Here is an 18,890-nt window from a genome sequence, read left to right as displayed (position 1 = left end):
ATGTCGACGGCTCGGGCGTCACCCGCTCGCCGCGCCTGCCTTGGCAAACCGGCGGCGGATGCGCAGCAACAGTCCGTCACAAACCTCGCGATAGGCTTGCAGCTTCTGTTCGCGGTTGCCCTCCATCCCGGTCGGATCCGGCGTCGGCCAGTATTCGACATCGGCGGCCATGGTGCGTGTCAGCTCCAGCGCCTTGTGATGGGCTTCCGGCGACAGCGTGATGATGAGATCGAAATTGAGCCCTTCCCAGTCCTCGAGCTCCTCGAACGTGGTGGGCTTGTGGCCGGAAATATCCTGGCCGAGCTCGGCCATCACGGCGACCGCGAACGGATCGAGTTCGCCCTTCTTGACGCCGGCGGATTTTACGTAGAGCGCCTGCGGGAACATCTGCCGCAGCAGGCTCTCCGCCATCGGCGAACGCACGCTGTTCAGGCCGCATGCGAACAGCACGGCCTGCGGAGTGCGCGCGCGGGGCGGCGCATCCATGCGGTCAGGCTTCTCTGGTTTGGGACGAAACCCTCTTCGGCGTCATGCCATCTCTTTTGCGCATGACGTCAGGACAAACGAAGGCGTTTGTCCGAGAAAACCGCTTCGCACTTTTCGGCGTCATCCGTCCTGCCCCTTCCAGTGCAGGACACAGATCAGCGTGAACAGCCGGCGCGAGGTTTCGAAATCGACTCTTACCTTGCCCTTCAGCCGTTCCTGCAGGGTGCGCGAGCCTTCGTCATGGATGCCGCGGCGGCCCATGTCGATCGCCTCGATCTTGTCGGGCGTGGCGGTGCGGATCGCCTGGTAGTAGCTGTCACAGATCATGAAATAGTCCTTCACGATCCGCCGGAACGGCGTCAGCGACAGCAAATGCGCGACCACCGGCGTGCCGTCCTCGCGGCGGATGTCGAACATCAGCCGGTTGCCGGTGATCGCGAGGTGCAGCGTGAACGGGCCCTCGCCCGCCCCTTCCGGCGCGAACAGATTCTGCTCGATCAGATCGTAGATCGCAATCGCCCGCTCATGCTCGATATCGGGCCCGGAACGCCCGATCGATTCCTCGTCGAGCGTCACCGCGACGATGCGGTTGTGCTGGTCATCGTCTGGTGGCGGCTTGTTCATGGCAAATTGAGGCGCAATCCGACCGAGCGTGAATGGGCGTCCAAACCCTCGGCCTTGCCCAAGGTCATCGCGGCAGGCCCCAGCGCGCGCAACTGGTCCGGCCCGCATTTGAGAATCGAGGTGCGCTTCATGAAGTCTAGCACGCCGAGCCCCGACGAAAACCGCGCCGAACGCGCCGTCGGCAGCACGTGGTTGGAGCCGCCGACGTAATCGCCGATCGCTTCCGGCGTATGGGGCCCGAGGAAGATCGCGCCGGCGTTGCGGACCTTGGCGGACAGCGCCTCCGGATCCGCGGTCATGATTTCCAGATGTTCGGCGGCGATGGCGTTGGCGAGCTCCACCGCCTCGTCGAGCTTCCTGACCATAATGAGGGCGCCGAAATCGTTCCACGACGCGCGCGCGATATCCGCGCGGGGCAATGTCGCCAGTTGCGACTCGACCGCACGCGCGACGTCGGCGGCCAGGCCTGCGCTGTCCGTGATCAGGATCGACTGCGCGCTCGCATCATGTTCGGCCTGCGCCAACAGATCGGCGGCGATCCAGCCGGCATTTCCCGTGTCGTCAGCAATCACCAGCACTTCCGAGGGACCGGCGATCATGTCGATGCCGACCTTGCCGAACACCTGCCGCTTGGCAGCGGCGACATAGGCATTTCCCGGACCGACGATCTTGGCGACCGGCGCGATCGTGGCCGTGCCGTAGGCCAGCGCCGCCACTGCCTGCGCGCCGCCGACGCGATAGATCTCGGACACACCGCCAAGGTGGGCGGCGGCCAGCACCAGCGGATTGAGCTTGCCGTCCGGCGACGGTACCACCATGACGACCCGCGGCACGCCGGCCACCCTGGCCGGTACCGCATTCATCAGCACCGAGGACGGATAGGCCGCCGTGCCGCCGGGCACGTAGAGGCCGACCGCATCGACCGCGCTCCAGCGCCAGCCGAGTTCGACGCCCAGCGCATCGGTGAAGCGCTCGTCCTTCGGCAATTGCCGCTGGTGGAACAATTCGATCCGGTCACGGGCGAATTTCAGGGCATCGACCGTTGCGCTGTCGCAAGCCCCGACCGCGGCATCGATCTCGGCAGCGGTCACGCGCAGGCCGGAGGCGGTGAGCTCGAGCCGGTCGAATTTCCTGGTCGCCTCGATCAGGGCGGCGTCGCCGCGCGCGGCCACGTCGTCGACAATGGCGCGGGTGGCGCGCTCGACATCGGCCGAAACCTCGCGTTTGGCGGCGAGGAATTGCTTGAAGCGTGGACCAAAATCGGCGCTGCTGGTATCCAGGCGAACGGGCATGGTGGCTTTCTGAGAGACAGCGAAAGGCCCCTGCTCAATGGCGCGGCGGCCAAGGGCCGTCAACCCTTGCCATACCCCAAAATCTCGTCGTCCCGGCCAAGCGAAGCGCGAGCCGGGACCCATAGCCACCAATGTTCGCGTTTAGCCGAGCTTTGGCAACAATCCCCTTCACAACTCGCATTTGTGGCTATGGGTCCCCGCTTTCGCGGGGACGACGATAGAGAGGGGTACATCCTCACCCCTCCGGCCCCAGGGGCGCGATGGCGAGGTCGCTGGTGCCGAGATCGTCGGTGCCGAGGTCGGTCAGCTCGCATTCCAGGCATTCGACGTCCAGCCGCAGCGCCTCGCCATGGCTGAACAGCAGCAGCGCGCTGCCGCCGGGGGCTTCGCCGGGATGGAATTCGATCCCGACCAGTTCCAGCACCGCCTCGGGCTGCGCCAGATCGATGTTGCGCGACTTGCAGGCCAGAACGCGGTCGAAGCGCAGCGCCGCGATCGACCGGCGCGGTTCGGTTCCACCGGACAGCGTCTGCTCCCAGTCCAGCCGGTCGATGCCGACCACCAGCCGCTTTTCGTCCTGCCGCCAGACAATGTCAGACGCCTGCACGCGGGCGTCCTGCACATGGGCCGATATGACGGCGAGATCATCGACATCGAGCGCAATCAGTTTGAGCGGGTCAGGCGCCGGCATTCCCAGAAATCCTTACCTTTAATTTGCGCGTATCCTAATCGCAAAACCGGTAGCCCATCCCCGGATCAGGTCCGAGGACATGCTTTTGCGGGATACGCGCGTCAGTCTCTGATGCGCTGGATCGACGCGCCGCAGCCTGAGAGTTTTTCCTCAAGCCGTTCGAAACCGCGGTCCAGGTGATAGATACGGTTGACCATGGTTTCGCCCTCGGCGGCAAGCCCTGCGATGACCAGCGACACCGAGGCGCGCAGATCCGTCGCCATCACGGGCGCGCCGCGCAGCCTGGCGGTGCCGTCGATGGTCGCGGTCTCACCGTCCAGCGATATACGCGCACCGAACCGCGCCAGTTCCTGGACATGCATGAAACGGTTCTCGAAAATCGTCTCGGTGATCTGCGAGGAACCGCCGGCGCAGGCCATCAGCGCCATCAATTGCGCCTGAAGGTCGGTCGGGAAGCCCGGGAACGGCGCGGTCGATACCGTCACCGGCCGGATCCCGGCGCCGTTCCTGATAACCCTGATGCCGTCATTGTTGACGGTGATGTCGGCGCCGGCCTGCGCCAGCACGTCGAGCGCCGACTGCAGCAATTCCGGACGCGCGCCGGAAAGCTGCACGTCGCCGCCGGTCATGGCGACCGCCATCGCATAGGTGCCGGTCTCGATCCGGTCGGGCAGCACGGTATGCCGCGCGCCGTGCAGCTTCGCGACGCCCTCGACCACGATCCGCGGCGTGCCGGCGCCGGTGATGCGCGCGCCCATCTTGTTCAGGCAATCGGCGACATCGGTGATTTCAGGTTCGCAGGCGGCGTTGGTGATGATGGTCGTGCCCTTCGCCAGTGTCGCCGCCATCAGCGCGACACGGGTGCCGCTCACCGTCACCTTTGGGAAATCGATTTCGCCACCGCGCAGGCCGCCGGGCGCTTTCGCCACCACATAGCCGCCGTCGATCGTGAGCTCGGCGCCGAGTTTTCCCAGTGCCATGATCAAAAGATCGACCGGCCGCGTGCCGATGGCGCAGCCGCCCGGCAGCGAGACTTTTGCCTCGTGCATCCGCGCCAAGAGCGGCGCGATTACCCAGAAGCTGGCGCGCATCCGCGACACCAGGTCGTAAGGCGCTGTCGTGTCGATGATGTCGGCTGCCAAGATATGCAGGGTCTGGCCCTGATATTGGCGGTCGCCCGGCCGCTTGCCCGCGGACATGATGTCGACGCCATGGTTGCCGAGGATACGCTGCAACTGCGCGACGTCGGCGAGCCGCGGCACGTTGTCGAGGATGAGCGTTTCCTCGGTCAGGAGCGCTGCGATCATCAAGGGAAGCGCAGCATTCTTCGCGCCCGAAATCGCGATGGTGCCGTTGAGCTTGCTGCCGCCGACGATACGAATGCGGTCCATGCCACCCCCCTTGCCACGCACAAATTATGAGCGCGCGCGTTCACAGCAGAAGCGGTGATATTTGCGGCGATTTGATGGGGTTCGCTGTCATTCCGGGGCGCGCGAAGCGCGAGCTATGATGTGCAATTGCACATCTGAGAATCCATCAGGCCTCACATTCTGCCGTGAAATGGATTCCAGGCTCAGCCCTGCGGGCTGCCCCGGAATGACGGGAGAGAAATGACGGACCCCTAGATCGCGTTGATGTCCGCGCTCTCCAGGATCGGCTTCGGATAGCCGTCTCGCGCCACCTTGATCATGGCGCGGCCGAGCTGTTCGCTTGTCGTCATGTGGTTCGGCGTGGCTCGCACCATCCAGGACAGCAGCGGCGCGGTGACAGCATAGACCGCGTTTATCCAGGGGGTCTTCGACCTGACACCGTGCAGCGGCTGGATGCCGGAGGGCCGGAACATGTACGCCGCCTTGAACGGCAGCTTCAAGAGATCGTTCTCGGTCTTGCCCTTGACCCGCGCCCATCGCAACTGGCCCTGCTCGGTCGAATCAGTGCCTTTGCCGGTGACGTAGGTGAACACCATGCCGGGGTTGAGCCGCGCCAGCGTCGTCGCGGCGGCCATGGTGACGTCGTAGGTCAGATGCCGGTAACGCTCCGCGTCCATGCCGATCGAGGAGACGCCGAGGCAGAAGAAGCAGGCGTCGTATCCGGCAAGCTGCGATTCGATCGCCGAAAAATCCGTGAAATTGTCGTGCAGGATTTCATGCAGCTTGGCGTGCTGCACCCCGGCCGGGCTGCGCCCGACCGCGAGCACGCGTTCGATGCCGGCATCGACAAGGCATTCGCGCAGGACACCCTGCCCGACCATGCCGGTGGCGCCGAACAGGATCACCTTCATGTCAGGGTGAGCTCCGCTCATCCCTTGATGAACGCGAGCAGGTCGGCGTTGATGGTGGCCGCTTCCGTGGTGGGCATGCCGTGCGGAAAGCCCTTGTAGGTCTTCAGCGTGCCGTTCTTCAGAAGCTTAGCCGACAGCGGCGCGGAGTCTTCGTACGGCACGATCTGGTCGTTGTCGCCATGCATCACCAGCACCGGCACGGTGATCTTCTTGAGGTCGTCGGTAAAGTCGGTCTGCGAGAAGGCGACGATGCCGTCGTAATGCGCTTTCGCGCCGCCCATCATGCCCTGACGCCACCAGTTCTGGATGATCGCTTCCGAGGGCTTGGCGCCCGGCCGGTTGTAGCCATAGAACGGACCCGACGGCAGCGCGCGATAGAATTCCGAGCGGTTGGCGGCGAGCTGCGCCTGCAGGTCGTCGAACACCGATTTGGGCAAGCCGCCGGGATTGGCCGGGGTCTGCACCATCAACGGCGGTACGGCGGAGAGGATCGCCGCCTTCGCGACCCGGCTCTCGCCGTGGCGGGCGATATAATGCACCACCTCGCCGCCGCCGGTGGAATGGCCGACGTGAACGGCGTTCTTCAGGTCGAGATGCGCCGTCAGCGCCGCGAGGTCGTCGGCGTAATGATCCATGTCGTGGCCGTCAGCCACCTGGCTGGACCGGCCATGGCCGCGGCGGTCGTGCGCAATGACGCGGAAGCCGTTGTTGACGAAGAAGATCATCTGCGTGTCCCAGTCGTCTGACGACAGCGGCCAGCCGTGGCTGAACACGATGGGCTGACCAGCGCCCCAGTCCTTGTAGAATATCTCGACGCCGTCTTTGGTGGTGATGGTGGGCATGGGAATTCTCCTCTTGCTTGGGCAGTCAACGCCACACCGCTCGGCGACCTGGTGTCCATCGAACGGCAGGCGACGTTCGGTGGAGCGGTCACGCGGGGCGGAAGCGCCGCCATACGCCGATGATCATGACGGCGAAAAACACCAGCACGACGCCCTGGGCCACCGCGAATACCGACCCGGAGGGCGGGTTGCCCGGCGCCAGCGCCGTCAGCGCCGGCACCTTCAGGAAGCTCTGGATCACAAGCACGAACACGTTGAAGTAAAGCGACAGCAGCGCCGTCAGCCCATAGATCCAGCGCCACGGCCCGGACAGCTTCATGACATAGAGCGCGATGCAGGCGATCGCCAGCAGCACCAGCGACAGAATGCCGATCATGTGAGATGGCAGCGTCTTTTCGAACAGCAGCGGCGGAATCAGAAAACCGGTGGCGCTGGTCAGGATCGTGAACAGCAGGAAGATCGCGGTGAGCCCCGGCTGAGACCTCGAGCCGAGCATTCCGAACATCACGATCAGGCCCGCGACGATTGCAATCAGGCTGATGACCACATGGACCATCGTGAACGTCGCCAAACTCATACCCAAAATCATGATGCGCCCCCTCCGTTGGAAACTTTCCAAAGGTTAGGACGCGTTGTGGAAAATTTCCACACGCATCGCGTGCGGGGCCGGCAATGCAGGCATGTGCGTGACTGAAGACACATCAACGAAAGTTGTATGATGCACGAAATATTTGCACTGATGTCACAAACGACAGCGGAGGCGACGCTAAAGAATTGAATCTAATCATAGCGCGGGATCGGACCGTTATGCGGCGTCTTGCGGTTCGACAGATCGAACAGCACTTCGTCGACATAGCACCAGCCCCAGCCCTCCGGCGGATCGTAGCCTTCGATCACGGGATGGCCGGTGGCATGGAAGTGCGCGGTCGCATGCTTGTTCGGCGAATCGTCGCAGCAGCCGACGTGGCCGCAGGTGCGGCAGATCCGCAAATGCAGCCACTGGCTGCCGCTTTTCAGGCACTCCTCGCAACCGAGCGCGCTCGGCGTGACCGTTTGAATACCGGCGATGTGGCTGCAGCCGTTTTTCGTCACCGCTTCACACCTCGTGCGTCTTTGCCTATTGCCGCCTGCCACTAAGCCGCATCATAGCGACGGCTTCATGGCATCGGCGAGATAGCCGTGCAGCGCCGCCACCACCTGCGCACCCTCGCCGATCGCGCCGCCGACGCGCTTGACCGAGCCGGAGCGCACGTCGCCGACCGCGAACACGCCGGGCACCGAGGTTTCCAGCGGCGGCACCGGGCGGCCGTGATTCTGCTCGGACTGCGCCCCCGTCACCACAAAGCCCGCCCGGTCGAGCGTCACGCCGCAGCCGTCCAGCCAATGGGTCGCCGGATCGGCGCCGACGAACAGAAACAGGTTACGAACATCGAAATGGTGCTGTTCGGGCGCCAGCCGGCTCTTCCAGCGCACGCGTTCGAGCGATCCATCGCCGCCGCCTTCGACCGCAATCACCTCGGCGTTGAAGATCAGTTCGATATTGGGCGCCGCTTCGATGCGCTCGATCAGATAGCGCGACATGCTGGCCCCCAGCCCGCCGCCGCGGATAATCATGTGGACCTTGCGCGCATGGCCGGACAGAAACACCGCCGCCTGCCCTGCGGAATTGCCGCCGCCGACCAGGACGACGTCCTGGCCCACGCACAGCTTGGCCTCGATCGGCGAGGCCCAGTACCAGACGCCGCGGCCCTCGAACGCGTCGAGATTTTCGATCTCGGGCCGCCGGTAACGCGCCCCGCTCGCCACCACGATGGATTTGGCGCGCAACGACTGCCCGCATTCGGTGGCCAGCGCAAACGCGCCGTCGCGCTGCGAGCAATCCAGCGACCGGACCGAAACCGGAATCAGCATTTCAGCGCCGAATTTCTGCGCCTGATTGTAGGCGCGGCCCGCGAGCGCCTGCCCCGAGATGCCGGTCGGAAAGCCCAGATAGTTTTCGATCCGCGCGCTGGCGCCGGCCTGGCCGCCGAACGCCCGCGCGTCGAACACCGCCACCGACAACCCCTCGGATGCGGCATAGACCGCGGTGGCGAGACCGGCGGGACCGCTGCCGACCACCGCGACGTCATAGAGCTTCTCATGCGCATGGTTGGTGATCATGCCCACCGCCAGTGCCAGCTCCGTCTCCGACGGATTGCGCAGCACGGTACCGTCAGGGCAAACCACCAGCGGCAGATCGGCGCGCGAGGCCGAATAGCGCGCGACGAGATCGGCGGCGTCCTTGTCGGTTGCGGGATCGAGCATGTGGTGTGGCTGGCCGTTGCGCGCCAGGAAGTTCTGCAGCCGCGCCATGTCGCCGAGCGAGGGCGGACCGATCAGCACCGGGCCGCCGACGCCGCCCTGGATCAGGTTGACCCGACGCAGGATCAGCGCGCGCATGATGCGCTCGCCGAGTTCGGCTTCCGCGACCAAAAGCGCGCGCAATTGATCCGGCGGAATCAGCAGCGTTTCGACCTCGCCCTCGGCATGGCCGTCCACCAGCGCGACGCGACCGGAAAGCTGGCCGATCTCGGCCAGAAATTGTCCCGGGCCCTGGTCGATGACCGGAGTGACATGGCCAAGGCCGTCACGCTGGGTGATGGCGACATGGCCCGACAGCACCACGAACATGCCGGGACCGGGCTTGCCGGTCTCAAACAGCGCTTCGCCATCCTTGTAGCTTCGCAGTTCCCCGAACCGGCGCATACGCTCGATTTCGTGATTGGTCAGCGTCGGGAACGTCTGCTCGTGACGTGGAAACGTGGTGAAAGTCGCGCCGGTCGCCGAACCGGCCGTGATGTCTGCGCTCATTGTCGCCGCCTAAAAAAGAAACAGAACCGTGCAGAGAGCGAGCCATGCCGCCCGGCGAGCGATCGGGATTTTCCTCGAACGCTACTGGCTAAGGCTCTTCTCCGCTGGCGTCATCTAGGGAGGCATCGGCGCTTTCGGAAGATGCGCTCGCCTCGCTGCGCCCGCGGGCCTGCGACTTCCGCCGCTTGAGATTTTCGCGCAGCGCCAGCTTCAGCCGGTCCCGTCGTGAATCCTTCACATCCGCGCCGGTCTTTCCCGCAGCCCTTTCTTGCTTGTCCTTCATCGTCAATCCGTCGAACACGCCTTGATCGAAACGACGTCAGGGGACGACGCCGCCGGAAGATGGTGGGTTTCGATCATCCATACTGCAATCCTGCGCCCGGCACATCACACTCCGCCCAACCCGCATGCCAGGCGGCGCAAGCCACGATTCGGCGGCTCAGGGCGAGATCTGGAACCGGAGTCGGCCCAAACTCGCCAAAATTCTCCCACCTCGCGATCGTCAGCGCCGGTTTTGACAATTTTGGGCCCTTTCCGGCCCGCCCGCATGCTTGCGCCAGAGGGGCCCTTGTGGCAAGAACCGGCCGCCTAGTGGGCGGCCATTTGGGCCGATTCCCCGATACCGGGCATGCTGCCGTAGCTCAGTGGTAGAGCACTCCATTGGTAATGGAGAGGTCGACAGTTCAATCCTGTCTGGCAGCACCATTCTTTCCAGCTGATGTCAGCAACATATCCGGCCACAGCGGTCGATGGACGGTTATCGCCCAAACACGCGCCGCATATCCCGCTCGAACTCTTCCCTTCTCTCTCTATCCTCGGCTTCGAGCCTCTTGCTTTCCTCCTTCCGCCGCCTGGCCGACTCCTCCCAATATTTCCGTTCCTCGTGCGCCTTGGCGCGTGCTTCGCGCTCCTGCGTCTTCCCTGACAGTTGCCAAAGCCCGGCGAGGTTGGCGAGCACGATGACGATGCCGATCAGCAGGACAATGACCTTCGTGGCCTCCCACCGCGACATCGCCTTCGGACTGTCGCCCATCGCCACGACGTCTGCCTTCGGCGCGGCGCGAGCCGCAGCGCTCTTCGAAACGTTCGAATGGCTCGCTGCCACCACACTTGGCACGCTCGTTCGCGCCGGCTCGCCGGCGGGCCTGTCGCGAAATGCAAGCCAGCGCGCCTCGACCGCTTCGCGGAGCGCCCGTGGCTCGACCGATACGATTCGTGGTGCAAGGCCATCTGGACCAGCGAACCCTTGGGAATGAAGTTGGCCTTCCAGCCGGGCCCTCGCAGCAAAAATGAATCGACGAAGATCCGCTGATCGTAGAACGGCTTCGGCAGCAGGATCACGGTGACATTGCAGGCGACCGCCGGTTCGTATGTCAGGGTCGGGTTCTGCCTGAGCCAGGAGATCGACCAATACCCCGCTTCAATATCGATCGTGTCGACACCTTGAATCTGGTGCCAGGGGATCAGGACCTCCTTGACCAGGGGAATCCGGTAATGGACGCCGTCCGGCGAAAGTTTGAATAATGGCTTGCCGGGATGCGAGCGTCGCCAGAGCGTAAACCCGACCAAGGCCCCGCCGAGCACCAAGCAGACAACGACCCCGATATACGTCCAGACCGATTCACGATCGGGATCGACAACAAGTGCTGATATCAAGAGGCCGAGAAAAACCAGCAGAAGCCCGGTTGGAAGCAGCCTGACGATGGCCGCGGCTGACCTGTATTCCAGCGTTTGATTGATATCCCGGCCGGCGACATTCATGGATTCGGCTCTCGATCGCGGGAATGATAACGAGCATCACCAACCCGTTCCACAGGGGCTGAAATCCTGTGGTTGCGGATACGCAATGCCCACGCGGTGATTTCCGCCGATCAATCGATCGGCGGACGGCACGACGGCAGCTTTGCCCAGGAAATCAGTGCGCCCGGCTAGCCCACAGGTTCATCACGACGCAAGCGCCACCTTGCGGAACGCCTTGACCAGCGCCCCCTCCAGCTTTCCCTCCATGCCGCAGAGGATCTGGTAGGCGTCCTGCCGGGGCATTGGCGGCCTGTAGGGCCTCGACTCGACCAGCGCGGCGAAGATGTCCGAGATCGTCAGCAACCTAACCAGATCGGAAATCTGCGAGGCCGCCAGTCCATCCGGATAGCCGGAGCCGTCAAGATATTCGTGATGATGCCTCACGCCATCCAGAATTTCCGGACTGATGCCCGATACGCCCTTCAACAGATCATATCCGATCGCCGGATGACGCCGGATGATCTCTTCCTCCTCGGGGTCGAGGCGTCCCGGCTTGTCCAGGATCGACAGCGGGATGCGCGCCTTCCCGATGTCGTGGAGGGTCGCCGCGATGCCGAGCCGCGAGACGTCCCCGCCGGAGAATCCAACATCCAGCCCGAAGGCCACCGCAACACCGGTCACAAGCAGGCAGTGCTGAAACGTGCCCTCATGATAGCGGCGCACCTCGTCGAGCCACGTCGAAAGTCCGTCCTGCCCGACGCGGGTGATGATCTTCGACGTCGCACGCTTCGCATCGACAAGCTTCAGCGGCCTGCCACGGCGCACATCCGAAAACATCGAGGCGAAGGCTACCACCCCCTCGTCCATTTCCGGTGTCGGCTCTGCCGCGTCCTCTTCCGCGGCCACCTCCGCCTCTTCGATCTGCGCGACCTTGAGAACCGCTTCCTTGGGACGTGAAATGATCGAAGTCGCGCCGAGCGCATGGGCTTGCGCAACCATCGAACGGGAGAGATTGTGAACGACGAACAGCTTCTCGGGAATGCCGGCAAGGTCCTGCAGAATGAACTTGAGCTGATCGACGCGGGTCATCTGCCGCAGGTCGATGTCGACCATCAGCACGCCATGCGACCGGATCCCGGTGCCGTCGCCGCCCAACACCCAGGGCAGCACGGCGTGTTGCGGCTCGAGCATCGCACGAATCGCCGGCAACTTCGTCGGTTCGTCCGTAACAAAATAGACGAGCATTTAAGGAACTTCCGTACGCCGTAATAGTGAGGTAGCTGCCCTTTAAAATTGAAGCACTGAAAAGAAAATGAACCCATTTGCCGAAAATTCCGACACCTCGCGCCCCGCACCTGGCGCCATCGGCATCTCAAGCATTTTAATCAACATCAGACTTGGCTACCTTGCCGTTAAGTTTTCACCTCGTATAACTACGGACCTCAAACAGGTGAGCATGTCGGTCGGTCTCCGACGGATCGTCAGATCGAGGGCATCGTCGATGAACGATCTCCCGTCGTTTCGGAGCGAACCGGGGACCGAGAGATTGACGTTGTGCGCCTTAATCTCGATCGGCTGTCTGTTGTTCGCCGCCGTCCCGGCGCTTGCACAGGCCGATCTCGCCGGCGCGACGACCAAACTCACGCTGCAGGTCGCGACCGCCATGCTCGGCGAGCGCTGCCGCCGCGTCGAGGCGCCGGACCGCGCATCGTTCGCATCGGTATCGCTGCACCGAACCTTCCACGATGATTTCGACGCACATCCGCTGCTCAATGCAAGATGGGTGTCGCATTACGCCGGCGGCGCCGCCTGGCCGGAAGCGCGCTATTGGGGCGGCGACGGCTCCGACTTCAGGCGCAAGACCAGCTATAATGGCGAGCAGCAGATCTATGTCGATCCGCACTATGGCGGGCGGGAAACAACGCCGCTCGGCCTCGATCCGTTCAAGGTCAGCGACGGCATTCTCTCGATCGTTGCCAGCCGCACCCCGCCGGCGCTGAAGGCCGTGCTGTTCAACAATGAATATGTCTCGGGCATCCTGACAACGCAAAGCCGGTTTTCCCAGAAGTACGGATACTTCGAAATCCGCGCCAAGATCCCGGTCGGCATCGGCGTGTGGCCGGCGTTCTGGATGCTCGCCGATGATGGCGGCTGGCCGCCGGAAGTCGACATCATGGAGGGCCGCGGGCAACGGCCCGGCGACATCGTGATGACGACGCATTGGCGGATACCGGACACGCAGCGCGTGGAACGCTGCGGGTTTGACTTCCAGGTGCCGGACGCATCGGGCGTGTTCCACGACTATGGCGTGCTGTGGCAGCCGGATCGCATCACCTATTTCATCGACCGCCAGCCAGTCTCCGAGATCAAGGTTCCGGTCGGCTTTAACGATCCCATGTACATGATCGTCAACCTCGCCATGGGCTCGAAGACTTTCGAGGGCGTCGGATTCGTCGATGGCGAGTCGCCCGCGACCGTCGCATTCGAGATCGACAGGATATCCGCCTACCAAATCGACGAACGCTGACCGGAGATGACGATGTTCGGAAAATTCTCGCGCCGGCATTTTGCAAAGCTTGCAGGCTTGTCCGGGCTCGGCATCGCCGCTGCGCCGGCCGACGCCGCCACGCAAGCAGCAGCCGAGCGGCCGGGGCCTGCGAGTTTTCCGAAAGACTTCGTGTGGGGCACCGCCACCTCGGCCTACCAGATCGAGGGCGCGGTGAACGAGGACGGCCGCGGCCGCTCGATCTGGGATACTTTTTCGCATACGCCGGGCAAGATCGAGGATCACACTACCGGCGATAACGCCAACGATCACTACCACCGCTACAAGGAAGACATCGGCCTCATCGGGGAATTGGGCGCCAAGGCCTACCGGTTTTCGATCGCGTGGCCGCGGGTGTTTCCGGAAGGAACGGGCGCGCCGAACTCCAAGGGCCTCGACTTCTACGACCGCCTTATCGACGAGTTGCTGAAGCACGGCATTGAACCATATGCGACGCTCTATCACTGGGATCTGCCGCAGGCGCTCGAGGACAAGGTCGGCGGCTGGCGATCCAGCGAAACGTCGAAAGCATTCGGGGATTATGCCGGCCACGTGGCGGCGCGTATCAGTGATCGGGTCAGGTCGATCTTCACAATCAACGAAGCCGGAAGGTTCGTGAATTTCGGCTATGGATGGGGCATCGATGCCCCCGGCCTCAAACTGCCGGACGCAGACGTCAACCAGGTCCGCCACCATGTGGCGCTGGCGCATGGCCTCGCCGTGCAGGCGATCCGCGCGCATGGGCGCGCGGGCACCAGGGTGGGTCCGGCCGAAAACATCGCGGCCTGCGTGCCCGCATTCGACACGCCGGAAAACGTTCGCGCCGCCGAGATGGCGACGCGCGAGCTCAACTCCGGCTTCCTCGGCGTCATACTGGAAGGCAAATACACCGACGGGTTTCTGCAGTTCGCAGGCAAGGCCGCGCCGAAATTCACAGATGAGGAGTTGAAGATCATTTCGCAGCCCAATGATTTCGTCGGCCTCAACATCTACGCGCCGCAATTCTACATCGCCGCGTCCGACAAGGCGCCGGGCTGGAGCGTGTTGCCTTTTCCGGCCTCATTCCCGCACATGAATTCGGACTGGCTCAGGGTCGGCCCCGAGACGATCTACTGGGCGCCGCGGCTGGCGGCAAAGATCTGGAACATCGAGACGATCTACATCAGCGAGAACGGCACCTCGTCGGAAGACAAGCTTCACGCTGACGGCCAGGTCTATGACCTCGATCGCATCATGTACCTGCGCAACTATCTCAGGCAATTGCAGCGCGCGACGTCAGAGGGGGTGCCGGTCCGCGGCTATTTCCTCTGGAGCCTGATGGACAATTTCGAATGGATCTACGGCTATGGAAAGCGCTTCGGGCTCTATCACGTCGACTTCGGGACGCAGCGCCGGACGCCAAAGCTCAGCGCAGCCTTCTATCGCGACGTGGTGGCGCGGAATGCAATCGGCGTCTGAACGCCATTAATACCGTGCGGCCTGCCGCAGCGGCGCAGAGACCTCGGAGATAGAGCGCTGCTTGCCGCCCGCTGCCACAGTCGTGACCGGTTCCTGCGCCAGCTTGCGCGATGATTCGTGACCGATGAACACACCTGCCGCGGTGAGCATCAGCACGACATAAAGAGCGAACATGCCGCCGACCCATTTCCAGTAGAGCTGGCGGGCGTCGGGAGTAAGGCTTTCGAGTAATCGGCGCATAATGGCCTCCTCGGGTAACCGATGCGCTGCGTATACGCCCCAAGCCGCGCCCGGTGTGTGACGTACTTCACAGATGTCGATTTGAGACGGAGAACCCGTGACCGGAGCCGAACTGAAGAAACTTCGCGAGCATCTCGGTGAGGCCATCGGCCAGCCGTTGTCGGTGGCCGACATGGCCAAACTCTGCGGGCTGCCGACCTCCGATGGCGCCGACACCATCCGCAAATGGGAGGTCACCGGCCCGACCGGGCCGGTGGCGGAGCTGCTGCGCATCCTGGCGATGGCCAGCGACCACTATCCGATCCTCGAAATGTTCAACGTCTTCGACCGCCACGACGTCCCGGTGAAGGACCGCCCCGCCCGCCGGCAGGCCTTCCGCGAACAGATGCGCAGCGACGTGCGGCGCCGCATTGGTTAAGCAAAGCTTGCCGGGAGGCCCGGGTAGAGCCGAAAATTAAGCCTTTCCTAACCTTTGATTAGGCCTTCATTAAGTACAAAAAACGTTTGTCCGCCAATGGGTTGGGTTAGCACCCGCTGTCACCTCCAGGTGACAGCATTTTAGATAAATGCAGTCTAATTGCGTGGGCATGGAAGGCGCCCCGCAACGAGGGTGTCGCCGAACGGTTTTCGGAGACCAACACAATGAAGAAGATCCTCGCAGCCCTGGTGGCCTTCGCAGCCCTCACCGCCGCCGCGCCCGCGCTTGGCGCCGATCTCGGCGCGCGGCCCTACTACAACAAGGCGCCGGTCTATGCGGCGCCGCTCTACAACTGGACCGGCTTCTATCTCGGCGGCCATCTCGGCGGCGCCTTCAGCGGCAGCAACGACTTCAACGGCGCGGTGCTGAGCGAGTCCAGCGCCCGGCTGCTGGGTGGCGTTCAGGCCGGCCTCGATTGGCAATTCGCGCCGAACTGGGTGCTCGGCACCGAGGGCCAGTATTCCTGGCTCGGCAAGAGCAACCTCACCGCCACCTTCCCCGGCGGCTACGTCTATACCAACGATCAGCGCGGCCTCGGCTCGATCACGGCCCGCATCGGCTACACCTGGGGTCCGGGCCTGGTCTATGTCAAAGGCGGTTACGCCTATTCCGACAACAGCGAGAGAGTGACCCTGGGCGGCGCACCGATCGCCTTCCTGCTCGATGGCAACCACAGCAACGGCTGGACCGTCGGCACCGGCGTCGAGTACATGGTCGCCCCGAACTGGTCGGTCAAAGGCGAGTACATGTATTACGACTTCGGCAGCACCCGCTTCGTGAGCCCTGCCGCGCTGGCGCCGTTCGGAAGCTTCCACACTGACGACCACACGCTGAAGCTCGGCGTCAATTATCGCTTCAACTTCACAAGCCCCGTGGTCGCACGCTACTGAGCGCTTACAACTGCGAATTGCGGAAGGCCGGCTTTCATGCCGGCCTTTTTGCTTTTTGTCCGCGTTTTCCGGTTCACGGAAAAATCCACCAAAAGCAAGCAATACGTTTGCCAAAAATACGGCGAAAAGCCTTCCGGTTCCAAACTTGTTAACCGGGTACAGGGATACTGCCGCGCGAGGAAACATCTCAAGGTAGCGTAGACGGGACAGCGGGCAAATGGCGGCACAATCCAATTCACGGCTCAAGGGTTTTCGCTTCGGCGTCAGGGGCAGTCTGTTTGCCGCCTTCGCCGTCATCGCCGGCATGGCGATCGTCATCTCCGCCGGCGCCGGCCTGATGCTCGGGCGGCTCGGCGGGACCATGGTCGATCTGAGCGGACGGGATATTCCCCGTCTCGCCGCCAGCCTGCAGCTATCCGCACAGAGCGCCAGCCTCGCCAGCCAGGGGCCGGCGCTGCTGGCTGCGCGCAGCGAAGAGGCGCTCAACGATCGAACCAAGAAAATGAAGGAAACCCAGGCGGTCGCGCTGCAGAAGCTCGGCGAGATCGTCGAACTCGGCGCCGACAAGGCGGTCGTCGCGGCGCTCACCGAGAACATGAAGAACATCGATGAGGTGATCAGGAGCCTCGGCTCGGCCGCGCGCGAGCGGCTCGAACTGGGCGCCCAGCACGAAAAGCTCTACGACGCGGTGCGCAAGGCCCAGCGGCGTTTCGTGGCCGCCGCCGGCCCAGCGGCCATCGACGCGCAGACCGAGCTCTACAGCATCTACGCTGCCCCCAACTTCTCGCAAGCCGAAGCCATCCGGGCACACAAAACGGCCGACCAACTCGCCGACATCGCCGCCAGCGGCAATCTCATGGCGTTCGACATGATCGCCGCGCTTTCGACCAACAGCAGCGACGTACTCGAAGCGACTGCCAGGGACTTCCGCACCGCGCAGGCGCGCGTGAAGTCGAATCTCGAAGCGCTGCCCAAGACCACGGCGATGCGGTCCGTTCAAAACACAACCTTGAGCCTGCTGGCGCTGGCCGACGGCAAGACCGGCGTCTTCAAGGTCCGCCAGCAGGAACTGGATGCGGACGATTACGGCCAGACCATTCTGGAGGAAACCCGCAAGCTCAATGTCGGCCTCGGCATCAGCGTGCAGCAGCTGGTCGACGGCGTGCAGAAGGAAACCGACGCCGCGGCCTGGCAGGCGCGTCAGGAGATTTCGTTCGCGACCATGGTCATGCTCGCCCTCGGCGTATCGACGCTGGTCGGCTCGATCCTGTTCGTCTGGCTCTATGTCGGCCGCAACATCCTGCGGCGGATCGGCAATCTGCAGCACTCGATGCAAGTGTTGTCCAGCGGCGACCTCGAATCGGAGGTCTATCAAAGCCACGCGCAGGACGAGATCGGCGCCATGGCGGATTCGCTGCAGGTGTTCCGCGAGAGCATGATCCAGAGCCGCGCGCTCTCCGCCGAGCAGGACAAGGACCGCATCGCCAAGGCCGAACGCGCCAGCCGCATGGAAGCGCGCATCGTCGAGTTCGAAAGCACCGTTCGCACCGCGCTGGACAGCCTGCAGTCCGCGGCAGGCTCGATGCAGTCGACTGCGCAAAGCATGTCGGCGACAGCCGATCAATCGAACGCACTGGTGACCGCGGTGGCGACCGCCGCTGAGCAGACTTCGGCCAACGTGCAGACCGTGTCGTCGGGCACCGAGGAATTGTCCTCCTCGATCGAGGAAATCGGCCGTCAGGTCATCACCTCGGCGGAGATCGCCCGCAAGGCGGTCGACGACGCCGGCGCGACCGATGCCACCATGCAGGGGCTTGCGGACAACGCCGCGCGGATCAGCGTGGTGGTCGATCTGATCCAGACCATCGCCTCGCAGACCAACCTGCTGGCGCTGAACGCCACCATCGAGGCGGCACGCGCCGGCGACGCCGGCCGCGGCTTCGCCGTGGTCGCCTCCGAGGTGAAGAGCCTCGCCAACCAGACCGCGAAGGCCACCGACGAGATCCGCCAGCAGATCGTCAGCATGCAGACGGTAACGACGACGGCGGTGTCGGCGATCAGGAACATCAGCAACACGATCAGCGAGATCAACGAGGTGACCACCGCGATTGCGGCCGCGGTCGAGGAGCAGGGTGCGGCAACGCGCGAGATCGCGCGCAACATCCAGCACGCCGCCGGCGGCACCAGCGAGGTTTCCACCAACATCGTCGGTGTCTCCAGCGCCTCCTCGCAGGCCGGAACCGCCGCCGGCGAGGTGCTGACCGCCTCCGGCGCGCTGCGCCGCGAGGCCGACGTGCTGCGTGAAGAGATCGACGCGTTCCTGTCGAACATCCGGGCGGCGTAGCCGCCCCACACCCGTCATTCCGGGATGGTCCGAAGGACCAGACCTCAGGTGCGCAATTGCGCACCGGGGAATCACGGTGTCAGCACTACCCATGCCTTTATCCAGACCGACACCTGCTTTTTTCGGCTA

The 18,890-nt window shown here is 63.7% G+C and carries 19 protein-coding genes and 1 tRNA gene; 6 read left to right on the top strand and 14 right to left on the bottom strand.

Going from position 1 to position 18,890, the window contains the following annotated elements:
• Window positions 1–18: 18 nt before the first annotated feature.
• The 11 genes from JQ624_RS32935 to JQ624_RS32885 form a co-directional block, all read right to left on the bottom strand.
• Window positions 19–486 carry a low molecular weight phosphatase family protein gene (locus tag JQ624_RS32935; RefSeq protein WP_212423062.1) on the bottom strand — a complete coding sequence of 156 codons (468 nt, stop codon included), beginning with the start codon at window positions 484–486 and terminating at the stop codon, window positions 19–21.
• Between the two features lie 120 nt (window positions 487–606).
• Entirely contained in the window at window positions 607–1,110 is a 504-nt protein-coding gene (locus JQ624_RS32930) for a UPF0262 family protein (protein ID WP_212423061.1), read from the bottom strand.
• On the bottom strand, window positions 1,107–2,402 hold the full coding sequence (gene hisD, locus JQ624_RS32925) for a histidinol dehydrogenase (protein ID WP_212423060.1): 1,296 nt from the start codon (window positions 2,400–2,402) through the stop codon (window positions 1,107–1,109). The genes JQ624_RS32930 and hisD overlap by 4 nt, the downstream gene beginning before the upstream one ends.
• 235 nt (window positions 2,403–2,637) lie before the next feature.
• Window positions 2,638–3,093: a DUF2948 family protein gene (locus JQ624_RS32920; RefSeq protein WP_212423059.1), complete on the bottom strand. Its 456-nt coding sequence runs from the start codon at window positions 3,091–3,093 to the stop codon at window positions 2,638–2,640.
• A gap of 101 nt (window positions 3,094–3,194) precedes the next feature.
• Window positions 3,195–4,484, bottom strand: coding sequence for a UDP-N-acetylglucosamine 1-carboxyvinyltransferase (gene murA, locus JQ624_RS32915; protein ID WP_212423058.1), 1,290 nt, complete (start codon window positions 4,482–4,484; stop codon window positions 3,195–3,197).
• A gap of 230 nt (window positions 4,485–4,714) precedes the next feature.
• Window positions 4,715–5,374, bottom strand: a complete 660-nt coding sequence (locus JQ624_RS32910; RefSeq protein WP_212423057.1) for an epimerase — start codon at window positions 5,372–5,374, stop codon at window positions 4,715–4,717.
• A 17-nt stretch (window positions 5,375–5,391) separates the two neighbouring features.
• Window positions 5,392–6,216, bottom strand: coding sequence for an alpha/beta fold hydrolase (locus JQ624_RS32905; protein WP_212423056.1), 825 nt, complete (start codon window positions 6,214–6,216; stop codon window positions 5,392–5,394).
• 88 nt (window positions 6,217–6,304) lie between these two features.
• On the bottom strand, window positions 6,305–6,805 hold the full coding sequence (locus tag JQ624_RS32900) for a hypothetical protein (protein WP_212423055.1): 501 nt from the start codon (window positions 6,803–6,805) through the stop codon (window positions 6,305–6,307).
• A gap of 191 nt (window positions 6,806–6,996) precedes the next feature.
• Window positions 6,997–7,308, bottom strand: a complete 312-nt coding sequence (locus JQ624_RS32895) for a UBP-type zinc finger domain-containing protein (protein ID WP_212423054.1) — start codon at window positions 7,306–7,308, stop codon at window positions 6,997–6,999.
• Window positions 7,309–7,359: 51 nt separating this feature from the next.
• Complete coding sequence (locus JQ624_RS32890) at window positions 7,360–9,066, bottom strand: FAD-dependent oxidoreductase (RefSeq protein WP_212423053.1); 1,707 nt, start codon at window positions 9,064–9,066, stop codon at window positions 7,360–7,362.
• 88 nt (window positions 9,067–9,154) lie between these two features.
• Entirely contained in the window at window positions 9,155–9,367 is a 213-nt protein-coding gene (locus JQ624_RS32885) for a hypothetical protein (RefSeq protein ID WP_312014531.1), read from the bottom strand.
• Window positions 9,368–9,696: 329 nt separating this feature from the next.
• On the opposite strand from JQ624_RS32885, the gene JQ624_RS32880 reads away from it, so the two are divergent.
• Window positions 9,697–9,771 (top strand) — tRNA-Thr (locus JQ624_RS32880).
• Between the two features lie 52 nt (window positions 9,772–9,823).
• Here JQ624_RS32880 and JQ624_RS32875 read toward each other — a convergent pair.
• Window positions 9,824–10,105 (bottom strand): hypothetical protein, encoded by a 282-nt coding sequence (locus tag JQ624_RS32875; protein ID WP_212423052.1) that lies wholly within the window; start codon window positions 10,103–10,105, stop codon window positions 9,824–9,826.
• A gap of 905 nt (window positions 10,106–11,010) precedes the next feature.
• The gene (locus JQ624_RS32870; RefSeq protein WP_212423051.1) at window positions 11,011–12,051 is read right to left on the bottom strand and encodes an HD-GYP domain-containing protein; all 1,041 of its coding nucleotides are present in this window, start codon (window positions 12,049–12,051) and stop codon (window positions 11,011–11,013) included.
• Window positions 12,052–12,307: 256 nt separating this feature from the next.
• On the opposite strand from JQ624_RS32870, the gene JQ624_RS32865 reads away from it, so the two are divergent.
• Both JQ624_RS32865 and JQ624_RS32860 read left to right on the top strand, forming a co-directional pair.
• Window positions 12,308–13,333 carry a family 16 glycosylhydrolase gene (locus JQ624_RS32865; RefSeq protein WP_212423050.1) on the top strand — a complete coding sequence of 342 codons (1,026 nt, stop codon included), beginning with the start codon at window positions 12,308–12,310 and terminating at the stop codon, window positions 13,331–13,333.
• Between the two features lie 12 nt (window positions 13,334–13,345).
• Complete coding sequence (locus JQ624_RS32860; protein ID WP_212423049.1) at window positions 13,346–14,809, top strand: GH1 family beta-glucosidase; 1,464 nt, start codon at window positions 13,346–13,348, stop codon at window positions 14,807–14,809.
• Between the two features lie 6 nt (window positions 14,810–14,815).
• On the opposite strand, the gene JQ624_RS32855 is transcribed toward JQ624_RS32860, so the two are convergent.
• Window positions 14,816–15,049, bottom strand: coding sequence for a hypothetical protein (locus JQ624_RS32855; protein ID WP_212423048.1), 234 nt, complete (start codon window positions 15,047–15,049; stop codon window positions 14,816–14,818).
• Window positions 15,050–15,146: 97 nt separating this feature from the next.
• On the opposite strand from JQ624_RS32855, the gene JQ624_RS32850 reads away from it, so the two are divergent.
• The 3 genes from JQ624_RS32850 to JQ624_RS32840 all read left to right on the top strand — a co-directional run bounded on the left by JQ624_RS32850 (window position 15,147) and on the right by JQ624_RS32840 (window position 18,761).
• A complete protein-coding gene (locus JQ624_RS32850) occupies window positions 15,147–15,467 on the top strand; it encodes a DNA-binding transcriptional regulator (protein ID WP_212423047.1) in 321 nt (106 codons plus the stop codon).
• Between the two features lie 224 nt (window positions 15,468–15,691).
• Window positions 15,692–16,417 carry an outer membrane protein gene (locus JQ624_RS32845; RefSeq protein WP_212423046.1) on the top strand — a complete coding sequence of 242 codons (726 nt, stop codon included), beginning with the start codon at window positions 15,692–15,694 and terminating at the stop codon, window positions 16,415–16,417.
• Between the two features lie 217 nt (window positions 16,418–16,634).
• Window positions 16,635–18,761, top strand: a complete 2,127-nt coding sequence (locus tag JQ624_RS32840) for a methyl-accepting chemotaxis protein (RefSeq protein ID WP_212423045.1) — start codon at window positions 16,635–16,637, stop codon at window positions 18,759–18,761.
• Window positions 18,762–18,890 lie beyond the last annotated feature (129 nt).

This window comes from Bradyrhizobium sp. AUGA SZCCT0283 (assembly GCF_018130385.1).
In the GTDB taxonomy this organism is placed as follows: Bacteria; Pseudomonadota; Alphaproteobacteria; order Rhizobiales; family Xanthobacteraceae; genus Bradyrhizobium.
This window is presented reverse-complemented; position numbering and strand designations above follow the sequence as displayed.